The sequence below is a fragment of the Nostoc sp. genome, assembly GCF_036916985.1.
Classification (GTDB): Bacteria; Cyanobacteriota; Cyanobacteriia; order Cyanobacteriales; family Nostocaceae; genus Nostoc.
In genome coordinates, this window is record NZ_JBALFD010000032.1 from 80,350 (window position 1) to 93,099 (window position 12,750).

Here is a 12,750-nt window from a genome sequence, read left to right on the forward strand (position 1 = left end):
GTTTTGCCATGCCATTAGCCTATATATATTTGACTGCCAATTTTAGATTTTAGATTCCCGATTTTAGTTTCCTGCCAGAATAGCGTCCTGCTACACTAACACCTGTTCTAGATGATACAAATCCAAAATCTAAAATCCAAAATTTGTTGACTGACATGCATTGCATCAGATGACAATAACAAAGAAGCTACTTCTACCCCGCCGCAAGAATACTTAAATTGTTTTACTACTAAATTGGATAAAAATGGTAAAGATTAGATGTATTTACTCAATAATTTAGACTAAATTACTTATCTTCTCTTTAGGTACTGAAGAACACCACGAGCGATCGCTTCTGCCATTTGATTTTGGTAAGCTGAAGTTCTCAGCCTAGCCATATCCTCTCGACCAGTCATGTAACCCGTTTCCACGAGAATGGAGGGCATAGAACTTTTTCTGAGGACATAAAATCTGGCTCGTCGCACTCCCCTGTCTTTGAGAGTACCAATATTTTGCAGAATACTACTACGGACAACGCGAGCTAGATCCAGTCCACTGTCGTAATAATAGACTTCCAAGCCATTAACATCGGGACGACTCGCACCGGCTGAATTGGCGTGGATGCTAACAAACACATCAGCATTCGCTCGCTCTGCTAATTGCACCCTTCCTGGAAGGGTAACAAAATAGTCAGAATCCCGCGTCATAATTACTTGTATGCCATTTTGCTGCAAAATCTCAGCAAGTCTTTTCCCAATAGGCAAGATCACATCCTTTTCACGTGCCCCCCCAATGCCAAGCGCTCCTGAGTCTTTACCGCCATGTCCGGGGTCAATAATAACTACTACTCGCCCATTGGTAACTCGGCGCTGTGGTTGTGTTATGCGCTGGGGATTGGGGTTGTTTGGGTCTGGGAATGGCCCACGATTTGGCGGTGGTAGCCCAGGTAAAGCAAAAGGTGGTCTTCCGGGGAGGGCTACAACTCGCCGAGAACCTTGTATTGGTAGAGCCAAAAGCTGGTCATCAATTTGCCTGGGTTGCCCAAGTTGGATTCCGGCGGCTGGTTGAACTAAAACAACAACAGTGTTGGGTGCTTGGGGTTGCAGACGTACCCGAAGAATCGGGCTACTAGCAGCAAAAGTAGGGCCTGTAACTCTAGGAGCTAACTTGGCATTGCTAATCGTAACGCGGAACAGACCAGAGGATCTATCCCAGGTTCCTGTTGCCGATAAAGGTTGGTTGCCTCTAATTAGCAGTTGTGTGCCATTATCAGCCAGTTGTACAGACTCAATTGTTGCTGGCGAGTTATTGGTAGACGATCTATTAGGAAAGGAAACGGCTTCTGATTGATTGTCGGAATTATTACTTCCAGGCAATGTGACAACGCGACTAGGTAAAACTATCAAACCACCGCCGTTACTATTAGTTGCTCGCCAGTCTGGGCTATTTTTATCTACCCGCAAAGTCAGGCGGACACCAGGAGGTTGGGTTTGTAATGAGGTGAATTCGACGCGGCTAATACCATGTTTGTTGACGGGTATATTATTCTGTTGCGCTAGACGTGGTGATAAAGATGCGCCAGAGATATCCACAAAAATAGTAGCGCGATCACGGCTGCGAATTACCTGAATCGGAGGATTGCCACCACTGGTACGAATGAACAACCCATCACCCGTTACTTGTAAATGCTCAATTTGAGTGGCTCCTCGTGTAGTAGTAGCAACCCTTGAAATACTAGGTTGAGGTTCAGAGTTTGGGGTAACTACACTGTAAGCACTTCTAGGAGATGAAGCTACTCTCTCAACTTCTGGTCTAGGTAATTGCACCGTCCAGCGATCGCCAGTTGTACCAACGAATTGTACTCGTTTGGGGTCTAAAGTGTAACCAGGAGTCAGTTCGACAACTATACGTGTTGTATCTATATCAAATTGTCCAACACGGATCGAGCGAATTCCACCGCCCACTTGTTGGGTTAGCTGCGGACGACCAAATGTAGTGCCTGGCAAATCAATCACCAGCCGAGTCGGGTTGAAAATTAGTTGTGCTTGGGGTTGAACTGTTCCGACAGTATTAATTTCTAGTCTGTTTTGATTAGCATCAAAGCGCCAAGATTCAAGTCTCGCCGCCATTACTGGCGACGATAGCATGAAGATAGTTCCAATAGTGCTGGGTAGTAACCAGTGTAATTTCACAGTCATTTCTCCTAATTCACGTTCATGGGAGCCGTCAATATCTCAACTCATTGGTAAATCACCACACCGTCACCACCTAAACTTGACCTCTGATGCCTTTTTTGATTTTTAAGCTGTTATTACAGCATGTTTCAAGTAATTTAATTACACCACTGCCTACTCCCCATTCCCCGTCTCAGTCGCGATCTAAATATCTAAAAACTGCTCTAATACACACTTAAATCAGTTATCAGGTTTAATTTTGGGTATAAATTTCCATACAAAACCTTCCACCTGTAGAGGTGGGGTACGACTCCTAACCAAGCTAGAAAACTGATAATTGATAGCTGTTCAATGATAAGTGTTTGTTTTTTGTTGCCATCGATGCACTGAGTAAATAATTCCCATTACTGTCAGATGATCTAGCAAAATTTATGGGTGTTACTCCCCAATTATCTGGAAAATATTCAGATAAAGGCTTACAAGCCGAGGGAAACTAGAAATAACTAACATTTTGAATGCTGGTAGAAATTAGAAACAAACAATTATTCTACAATCACACGCGACGGAGATTTGAGAAGAGAAGTTTCCACTACACAATGGGGATGAGGAAGCAGGGAAATAACCAATGCCTAATGCCTTATTCCCCATTCCCCATTCCCAATAATTAACGATCGCTAGAATCTGGGGTTACTTCCAAATTGCTACTGTCATTTAATGCTGATACCCTTGGTTGAAGTGGTTCAATTACCAACGAAGTCCCAGAGGAACCGTCTAAAATTAGTTGCTCTGAGCCTGCCTCCACGGTTTTTGGATCTGGAAATACAAATCTTAACAAGGGAGGAGCTAAAAAGGTTGTCAAGATAACCATCATGATAATTGCTGCCCCTAATGGTTTCGAGAGAGCGCCACTGGCAGCACCGACACCAGCAAATACTAACCCAACCTCGCCTCTAGGAATCATTCCCACACCGATCGCTAAACGGTTGATTCCTGGTTGACCAAACACGCTTAAACCTGTGATCACTTTACCGATAATCGCTACTGTAATCAGGAAAGTTGCCATAATTAGACCTTCACGATTGTCGGGAATTGCTGGGTTTAACACTCCCAAATCGGTTTTTGCGCCAACAGTCACAAAGAAAATTGGCACTAATATATCGGCAATGGGAGAGACTTGCTTTTGCAGTTCCTTACGTTTATCTGTCTCTTCTAGAACTAAACCCGCCGCAAAAGCACCCAGAATTGCTTCTAAGTGGATAACGGCGGCCAGGTATGCCATAGCAAAAGCGAAGATCAATGCTGGTATTACCAGTCCACCACGGGTTTTAAGTTGATCGGCGATCGCTACAAAGGATTTATTGAAAACGTTGCCCAGTAGGATTGCTCCCAAAATAAAACCAGTGGCGCTGATAATCAAATAAATCACTTTGCTGACATCTACTACGCCGTCTTTAGCTAGGCTGGCAACTACCGCTAAAACGATGATTCCCAGTACGTCGTCAATTACGGCAGCACCCAAAATAATCTGCCCTTCTTTAGAATTGAGTCGCCCCAATTCTGACAGCACTTTGGAAGTAATACCGATACTCGTGGCAGTCAAAGCCGCCCCTGCAAAAATTGCGGGTACAGCACCAATACCAAACAAAGTCATCAGCCCCACAGTTCCAGCAGCAAAGGGTACTACTACCCCAACTACTGCGACAACGGTGGCTTGGATACCAACTGCCATTAAATCTTTTAAGTTCGACTCCAAGCCGATTTCAAAGAGCAGAATAATCACACCCAATTCTGCTAAAACAGAAATTACCTCGGACTGGGCTGCAAACACTGCTGGAGTGGCTTCAGGGGTCAAACCGGCAGTAGTTTGAAGAAAGGACACGATCAAAGAATTAGAACTGTCTGTGCCGCCTTCTGGAAACACCAAAAGGTGGAAAACAGAGATGCCAACTACCACACCGCCAACGAGTTCACCTAAGACAGGTGGCAAACCCACTTGGTTTGATAACTCTCCACCAACTTTGCTAGCAAGATAAATGACTACTAAGCTTAGTAGCACTGCTTCGACTACCATTGAACTGTCTGCGGCTTGTGTTGCGCTGGCCAGCAGAGGAAAAGAGAAGCTAATTGGATCTAACAAATGCATGGGTTCTGTGAAAATCCTTCTCTTTGATTCTGACGCGTTTCTGAAAAACATCCTATGAAGACGCAATCTGAATTCAAAATTAAAAATTCAAAAAGGTATACAACGTAAACGTTTCATTGATTTGAAATAAGTAGTTGATTTACGCCGTGTTGTACTAGTGTAATTTTTTTAGTTTCAAAAAATGTAACCATTTCAGCTTTTGACGATCGCAGTGTCAAAGTAAGAACATACAAATCGTATCTAGCGATCGCACTTGAGTTGTGAAAAACTTGTGGTGGATGTTGGCTCTCAACAACCACCCGAAGATTGCTACATACGTTTATTCAAAACATCTGTGGATACTTTGAGGAGTGCAAATATTATGACTAGATCCGCTTTACCCGGTTCTCGGTTTCCATCGGGAAACTTGTGGAAAATACTGCCTTTAGCAATGCTAGTATGTGCAACTTTTGTACTACCTGCATTCGCACAAGAAAAAGATAAATTGTGGCGAACTCTTAGTGTCAGTGGTCGCGGAGTAGAAACAATTCCGACAACCCTGGCACAAGTCAGTTTAGGAGTAGAGATTCAGGGAAAAACAGCACAGGAAGTACAGCAAGAAGCCGCTCGGAGGTCATCTGCTGTAGTTGCGTTCTTAAAGAGCAAAAATGTTGAAAAATTACAAACTACTGGTATCCGGCTCAACCCAGTTTACAGCTATACCAATAATGTACAGCAGATTACAGGCTATGCTGCCAATAACACCGTGAGTTTTAGAATTCCTACCGAACAAGCTGGGACGTTATTGGATGATGCAGTGAAAGCGGGTGCAACACAAATTAACGGTATTAGTTTTGTTGCGAATGATGAAGCGATCGCAGCAGCTCAAAAGCAAGCATTAAAAGAAGCTACTCAAGATGCCCGGCAGCAAGCTGATGCCGTTTTCAGTGCCTTGGGTTTTAAATCCAAAGAAATCGTAAGCATTCAAGTTAATAATGCCACTGCACCACCACCCCCCATGTTTTTACGTGCTGAGGCTGCCAAGTCAGCTGATGCTTCCACCCCTGTAATTGGTGGTGAACAACAAGTAGAAGCATCGGTGACGCTGCAAATTAGTTATTAGTCATTGGTCATTTGTCATTAGTCCTTTGTTATTTGTAAAGGCAAAGGACTAATAATCAATGCCCAATACCCCTCAAGAGTGCTGAATAGGGAATCTAATTTCTTTACTCAGCACTCGGAACTGTTTTGCCCAATGCCCAATTAAAAATGTTCTGGAGACATATCTCCCGTTCCTCCGTCTCCATCTTGCCTAGAACCCAATAAGTCCACCTGATCTACTAGAATAACTGGTTTAGAGCGGCTAATTCCTGTTTGGCGATCGCTCCAAGCGTCAAACTTCAAGGAACCTTTAACGGCAATTTGTTTACCCTTTTGTACATAATTCTTGGCAAACTCTGCTGTCTTTCCCCATAGTTCCAACTCGAACCAGTCAGGTTGATCGCTGTTACGCGATCGCCTTTTTACTGCTAGTGTCAATCTACACTTCACACTACCAGACTCAAAATACTTAATCTCTGGGTCGCCGCCTACACGACCGATGAGGTTGACAACATTGATACTCATCACGTTACCTTTTAGTACAAACGTACTTAGAAAATTCTGACTTTCATCATAGCGAATTGTGAAAGACTTGAAAATAATGTGTTAAACAGTTAACAATATAATTGACTTGAAAAATTATACACACTATTTGGAGAAACACAGAAAAATATACTGATATACTAATCTAACCAGAGAATATCAAAAAATACGGGGCTTGAGACATAGTAAATATTCCTGGGAATCATATAAAAATATAGTCTAGTTGACTCAACTCAGGATACGAACTTTATCGAATCCGGCACAATTAACTCTTAACCGTTGTAGTCAAAAAGTATCGCACATAGGGGGCTTACAGACGCGTGGGTATTTTTAGGAACTTTCGCACATCATGGGATATGGGTATCGACCTCGGTACCGCAAACACTCTAGTTTATGTATCTGGTAAAGGTATTGTACTACAAGAACCTTCTGTAGTTGCTATCGATGTCAATGAAAAGGTAGCACTAGCAGTAGGAGAAGAAGCCAAAAAAATGCTCGGCCGCACACCGGGAAATGTGATTGCCCTCCGCCCTTTGCGGGATGGTGTAATCGCTGACTTTGATATAGCCGAGTTGATGCTCAAAAGCTTTATTCAGCGTGTAAATGAAGGTAAATCTTTAATCTTACCCCGGATTGTCATTGGTATTCCCAGTGGCGTCACAGGAGTAGAAAGGCGAGCTGTGATGGATGCAGCTCACCAAGCAGGAGCAAGAAAAGTATATTTAATCGATGAACCCGTAGCTGCGGCCATTGGTGCAGGATTACCTGTTGCCGAACCCACTGGCAACATGATCATTGATATTGGTGGTGGCACAACAGAAGTTGCAGTGCTGAGTCTTCAAGGTACAGTCATCAGCGAATCAGTACGCATTGCTGGAGATGAACTGACTGATTCAATCATTCAGTATATTAAGAAAGTTCATAACTTAGTCATTGGTGAACGTACTGCCGAGGAAATCAAGATTCGACTTGGTTCTGCTTATCCTACTAATGATGATAATGACGCGATGATGGAAGTCCGAGGTTTACACCTACTTTCTGGTCTGCCGCGCACTGTAACAATCAAAGCCCCAGAAATCCGTGAAAGCATGTTGGAACCGCTATCAGTAATTATAGAAGCTGTGAAGCGGACACTGGAACGCACACCTCCAGAATTGGCAGCAGATATTATTGACAGAGGTATTATGTTAGCTGGCGGCGGTGCTTTGCTCAAAGGCATAGATACCCTAATTAGTCATGAAACAGGGATTATTACCCACATTGCTGCTGATCCTTTGAGCTGTGTTGTGCTGGGAACAGGTCGTGTGTTAGAAAACTTTAAACAGTTGGAACGAGTTGTTACCGAAAGCTCTCGCAATATGTAGCAAAAAAAAATATCAGACTTGAGTTCTATTTGAGTTCTATTTGGGTTCTATATAAATAGAATCCAAGTAGAACTTAATTTGTATAAGTATACAAAGGTATATATGGTGACAATACGGCGTTGGTGGGATCGTAAAGGGTTACAAATCGGCTTATTAGCTCTAGTGGTTGGTAGTGCTTGGATATTGCGACAGACTCAAGGTGAGTTGCTGCTTGAGACATACCAGGCAATTACCCGGCCGTTAGAGATGTTGCAGTCAGGTCCAACTCCAGAAGAACGTCTCAGAGACGCCCGGATACTAGAATTGCAAACCCGTATAGTAGATTTGGAAAGTCAAAAGACAAAGCTACAAGATTTATTAGGCTATGTAGAAAAAGAGCCACTGGCATCACGGCCAATTCCAGCACGGGTGATAGGACGTAGTGCTGACCAGTGGTGGCAACAAGTTACCCTGAATCGCGGTGCGAATGTAGGGATTCAGGAAGGCTTCATAGTCAAAGCAGAAGGCGGATTAGTGGGTTTGGTGGAGAGTGTAACTCCCAATACTAGCCGCGTGTTATTAATCAGTGACCTCAAGAGTCAAGTGGGTGTGTCAGTTAGCCGCACGGCAGCTAAAGGCGTTTTGCGAGGAGATTCTTCTGCCGAAGCAGTGCTGGAGTTTTATGAAAAAGTTCCAAACGTCAAGGTAGGAGATTTAGTTTCCACGTCTACCTATAGTCAGAAATTTCCCTCTGGTTTGGCGGTAGGACGAATCAAGTCGTTGGATTTAAAGAAACTTCCGGCATCAGTGGCGAAAATTGAGCTTTTTCCGCCAATCCGCTCTCTTGATTGGGTAGCTGTTTATCCCAAGCCAGAAAACCAAGAGTCGGCAAATCAAGTGCCGCAAAAGTCTAAGTAAATTCTTCCTTAAAAATCCATAAAAAAATGAAGATTCCTGCATTTGGTGGTAGCATGCAGAAAAAACCAAAATCGTCACAGCGAAAATCGAAATTCCGAATCCAGCCGCTTGCTCGTTGGCATCCCGGTATACGCCAGTTGTTAGGTTGGATAGTGACGGTTGGATCTGTACTGTTATGTTTATTATTATTACCAACCCGATTCCCAGGTATGGAATTATTGGGAATTGGCCCTAACTGGCTATTAATTTGGGTGGTAGCTTGGAGTGTGAAACGCACGGTGTTTGCCGGAGCATTGGCAGGTATAGTTCTGGGGCTACTTCAAGATTCAATGACATCACCTAACCCTACTCATGCCCTTAGTTTAGGGATAGTGGGAGTTTTAACTGGTCTGCTCCAAAAACAGCGTTTTATCGAAGAAGATTTTATTTCGATTGCTGTAATTGTCTTTGTGATGGCAGTTTTGGCAGAAACTATCTTTGGGTTGCAATTAACTTTGCTCGGCGATGAGCGTAAGGTGACAGATATTTGGACATATTACCAACGTGTCGCCCTTGCCTCTGCTATTTTGAGTAGTTTATGGGCACCGGTGCTTTATTATCCCCTGAATCTTTGGTGGCAGCGCATAAAATTGTTGGAGCAATAGTAAAGGGAGTTATACCATCTCTTTGTGAGGCTGCGCTAAACTCTTTTAACTTCTTCCTTTCTTTCTTTGTGTCTTTCTATGCAAGATACTACGCGCCCTGTAGGAGTATGCGGTAGCCTGTGGCAAGCTGCTCCACATCTACGTTTTTCTTTAAATATGGTTTACCGCATCTTCATACAGAATTGGTATTAGTATTTAAGATTCATGAATTTATACCAAAATTTTATTTTTTCATAACAGAGAAGACTTGTTTTCTGTTGCTTCAATAAATGCCTCAAATTGACCATTAGGAGTCCATTGAATAGCTCCATCTCTTCCTGTAAAAAAAAGTTTGGTTTGGCTTTGATTAAGTTCAGATAAACTTTTTGGATCAAAGTTACCAGAAGAGGCGATCGCTACTTGTGGTTGTAGGGCAATAACTAAATCTTTCAATGATTCAGGCGCACACCAAAGCACTTGTGGGTGAGGTAAACTTCCATTTTTAACTAGTTGTTTTACCTCTTTAGATTTAACATTACCTACTAATAACCAATTCTGATCTAAAATTTGCAATTGTAAGATAGGTAATTGATCGTTGATTAATTGTGCTACTGTCGAACCAGCTTTCACAGATTGACCAACTGCCAAAGATTGATAAATTCCTTGATGTTTTTGTAGTTCCTGTTGAATTGCCTGAGTTGTAATAGAATCATCTGTTTTGGGTGAATACTCATAAAAATTATTGATTGGTAAACGTTGCATTAATTCAAACCAGGCATTACTTTCATTGCCTTGGAAATCAGTTGCGATCGCCCAATTGATTTGATTTACACCCTGTTGTTGTAAAAACGGTAGAATTGTGAAGCGTCCTGTACCTTCATCGCCACTATTAATTACAGTTACACTACCTCTATCTTGAACAACTACAATTGGTTCCGTACCAGATTCCAAGACCGTTATTCTAAACAATGTATTTGTAGAATGCCAAAGGGGAATGGATACTAAAGCAATCGCAATCACATTAGCAAACCACCACCGCCGCTGCCACCAAGGTACTAGCCACACCAATATAATCAGTACATAAATCGCCAAAAGCTGCCAACTAGATATACTGCCTACAGCAATAGAACTTCCAGGCAACTTGCTAGAAAATTCCACTAGTTTAATTAGCCAATCAGTAGGGTAATGCAACACACCAGCCAGGAAGCTTCCGGCTTCAGTCCAAACTAAACCTATTAACGCACTGATGATTCCACCTATACTAATAATCGAAATTAATGGAGTACTAACCACATTCAGGAACAAACTATAAGATGGTACAACTCCAAAGACAAAAAGTTGTACAGGTAAAGTCCAAATAGTGGCAGCTAGGGGAACGGCAATTAAAGAAGCGATCGCAGGTGGTAGCCATGCTAGACTGTTGACTAATGGGGATACTGTTACAACTAATCCCAATGTTGCTAAAAAACTTAATTGAAAACCTAAATCCCAAATCCATAGAGGATTAAATACTAATAGCAGAGTTGCCGCTAATAGTAATGAGCCAAACTGTTTTACCTTCCTTTTTAATAGCAAACCAACTAATGCCGCAAAACCCATAATTACGGCTCTGAGAACCGCAGGTTGAAAACCTGTTAAACTCAGAAAAATGATTAAAGCCAAAAAACCAACGGTAAATTGCGTTCCTTTTTTTGTCCGCCTGGTTAACTGTAAGATCACACTTAAAATCAAGGAAGTTTGGAACCCGGAAGCTGCCAAAGCATGAGCTAATCCAGCTTGCACAAACAAGTCGCGGATATCGTAGGGTAAATCAACAGCTTTGCTACCTAAAACCATTGCACTAACAAGCGGCCCTTCTGGGACACCCAACCAACGAACTTGCGATCGCACAATTCGCTCCCGAATTTGCCACCATCCCCATTTCCGTTCCTGATCCAAAACATTTATTTGTCGCCCAATTAGACCGGCAAATGTTCCTTCTTGCTTGAGAAACTTCTGAAAATCAAAACCACCAGGATTGGAAGCCGCCTTTGGTTTGTACAAAATCCCAGTCACAGCAATTTCTTGACTAGGGTATAATCCAGTAGCCTGAAGTATAGGCACTGTCACATACAATTTGCCTGTAACCCCTTTTGGAACACCTGCTGAACCCTTATCATTTTTGACCTCATCTAACTGAGTCGTTTCCAGCCAAAATTGTCCGCGTTGACTGCGAGTCAAGCGGGGATTACTCGCCACTTTGCCGCGAACAATCACAAGTTGTTCTTGATTATTGCTATTTCCAGTCGGGACGAATTGACTAATATCTTTTGCATCCGGTTGCGGTACTCGCCATTGAAAATATATAGTTGCCAATAATCCCACCAAGCCAGCAGCTAGCCATATTCGAGGATGGGGAGTAGTTTGCCAAGTGTTAGGCACCGTCTTATTTTTGCTTCCAGCATTTTCTGGTTTCTGAGCAAATTGCCGTGAATTGGTGCGTCTTCTAAAAATAATTGCTCCCACTATCCCCAGAACCAAAATCCACACACCACCCCAAGGAACTGCTGTAAACAGCAACCCAAAAATATAGCCAAGACAAATAATTACACCACTAGTTTGAATCATAAGATTTTTGTAAAAGCACCTGGCAACCGTAATTTGCAGCTGACTTAAATATAGATAGGGTAGCAATGTGGTGAAGTATAGTCCATCAAGTTTATACAAACAAAGCCCGCACAGGCGGGCCTTATCTTTGTAGCTTTAATATTCTAGGCTCAAGATTAAACGGGATTTCTGACCTTTATCAACAGCCACATCATTAAAGATATACCTAGCTTAAAGAATGCAAAATCAGGGGTTTAACCTGCGGAGGCAGGTTTTGTCTGTGTAGCCGCGACTTCTAGTCGCCCAGGCATGACTCCGAGCAACGGAAAACCCAATTTCTCCCTTTGTTCAACATATAAATGAGCCACCTTCCTAGCCAAATGCCGAATCCTGGCAATATAACGAGTTCTCTCCGTCACCGAAATCACACCTCTAGCATCCAGCAGATTAAACATGTGCGAACACTTCATTACATAATCTAAGCTAGGCAATACCAATCCTCGCTCCGTCAATTGGGTAGCTTCCTGCTCGTATAAGTTAAATAGTGTCAGTAGCAACTCAGGATTTGAAGCTTCAAAATTATACGTACACTGCTCAATCTCACTTTGCAGGAAAACATCTCCATAAGTAATATTGTCTGTCCACTGGATCTTTGTAAATGCTTCTACCTGCTGGAGATACATTGTCAGCCGCTCTAAACCATAAGTAATCTCAATCGACACCGGACGGCAATCAATTCCTCCACACTGTTGGAAGTAAGTAAATTGAGTAACTTCCATCCCATCCAACCATACTTCCCATCCAGTTCCCCAAGCTCCCACCGTCGCATCTTCCCAGTTATCCTCTACAAACCGAATATCGTGGTCTTCAGGACGAATACCTAAAGCTCTTAAGGAATCAAGATAAATCTCCTGGATATTATCTGGTGACGGCTTAATCAAAACTTGGTACTGATAATAGTGTTGGAAGCGGTTGGGGTTTTCGCCGTAGCGCCCATCCGTTGGGCGACGACACGGTTCAACATAGGCCACAGCCCAGGGTTCCGGTCCCAATGCCCTTAAAAAAGTCTGAGGATTCTTAGTACCAGCCCCCTTCTCAATATCGTAGGGCTGGGCAATAAGACAACCGCGATCGCCCCAAAACTGATGCAATAAACCTATTACTGACTGAAAATTCACGCTTCCCCCTTCCCTACTTAACACAGTGCATAAACCATTGTTGCCTACAACCCAACACTGTAGCTAGTTTCAGGAGACATAAAACCGTTCCCAAAATATTTTGGAAAAAGTAGTTGACACAATGAATTGGGTTCGCTATATTGAATAAGTGCCTGAAGCGAAGCGAACGAAAGCGACGCTGAG

At 42.8% G+C, this 12,750-nt stretch carries 10 protein-coding genes; 4 read left to right on the top strand and 6 right to left on the bottom strand.

Annotation, left to right across the window (positions count from 1 at the left end; all coding sequences use genetic code 11):
• Window positions 1-290: 290 nt before the first annotated feature.
• From V7L07_RS12580 to V7L07_RS12590, 3 genes are all read right to left on the bottom strand, one after another.
• Window positions 291-2,171, bottom strand: coding sequence for an N-acetylmuramoyl-L-alanine amidase (locus tag V7L07_RS12580; protein WP_335058234.1), 1,881 nt, complete (start codon window positions 2,169-2,171; stop codon window positions 291-293).
• Between the two features lie 646 nt (window positions 2,172-2,817).
• A complete protein-coding gene (locus V7L07_RS12585; protein ID WP_335058216.1) occupies window positions 2,818-4,296 on the bottom strand; it encodes a cation:proton antiporter in 1,479 nt (492 codons plus the stop codon).
• A 113-nt stretch (window positions 4,297-4,409) separates the two neighbouring features.
• Window positions 4,410-4,595: a hypothetical protein gene (locus V7L07_RS12590; RefSeq protein WP_335058218.1), complete on the bottom strand. Its 186-nt coding sequence runs from the start codon at window positions 4,593-4,595 to the stop codon at window positions 4,410-4,412.
• Between the two features lie 62 nt (window positions 4,596-4,657).
• On the opposite strand from V7L07_RS12590, the gene V7L07_RS12595 reads away from it, so the two are divergent.
• Window positions 4,658-5,398, top strand: a complete 741-nt coding sequence (locus tag V7L07_RS12595; protein WP_335058220.1) for an SIMPL domain-containing protein — start codon at window positions 4,658-4,660, stop codon at window positions 5,396-5,398.
• A gap of 140 nt (window positions 5,399-5,538) precedes the next feature.
• Here the strand turns inward: V7L07_RS12595 and V7L07_RS12600 are convergent, their stop codons facing one another.
• Entirely contained in the window at window positions 5,539-5,901 is a 363-nt protein-coding gene (locus tag V7L07_RS12600; protein WP_179065879.1) for a single-stranded DNA-binding protein, read from the bottom strand.
• 374 nt (window positions 5,902-6,275) lie between these two features.
• On the opposite strand from V7L07_RS12600, the gene V7L07_RS12605 reads away from it, so the two are divergent.
• From V7L07_RS12605 to mreD, 3 genes are all read left to right on the top strand, one after another.
• Entirely contained in the window at window positions 6,276-7,283 is a 1,008-nt protein-coding gene (locus tag V7L07_RS12605) for a rod shape-determining protein (RefSeq protein WP_179069148.1), read from the top strand.
• A gap of 102 nt (window positions 7,284-7,385) precedes the next feature.
• A complete protein-coding gene (gene mreC / locus V7L07_RS12610; protein WP_335058222.1) occupies window positions 7,386-8,180 on the top strand; it encodes a rod shape-determining protein MreC in 795 nt (264 codons plus the stop codon).
• Between the two features lie 26 nt (window positions 8,181-8,206).
• Window positions 8,207-8,824: a rod shape-determining protein MreD gene (mreD, locus tag V7L07_RS12615; protein WP_335058224.1), complete on the top strand. Its 618-nt coding sequence runs from the start codon at window positions 8,207-8,209 to the stop codon at window positions 8,822-8,824.
• A 231-nt stretch (window positions 8,825-9,055) separates the two neighbouring features.
• Here the strand turns inward: mreD and V7L07_RS12620 are convergent, their stop codons facing one another.
• Together V7L07_RS12620 and glyQ are read right to left on the bottom strand one after the other, a co-directional pair.
• On the bottom strand, window positions 9,056-11,410 hold the full coding sequence (locus V7L07_RS12620) for a ComEC/Rec2 family competence protein (RefSeq protein WP_335058226.1): 2,355 nt from the start codon (window positions 11,408-11,410) through the stop codon (window positions 9,056-9,058).
• Window positions 11,411-11,643: 233 nt separating this feature from the next.
• Window positions 11,644-12,567 (bottom strand): glycine--tRNA ligase subunit alpha, encoded by a 924-nt coding sequence (gene glyQ / locus V7L07_RS12625; protein ID WP_335058228.1) that lies wholly within the window; start codon window positions 12,565-12,567, stop codon window positions 11,644-11,646.
• Window positions 12,568-12,750: the final 183 nt, after the last annotated feature.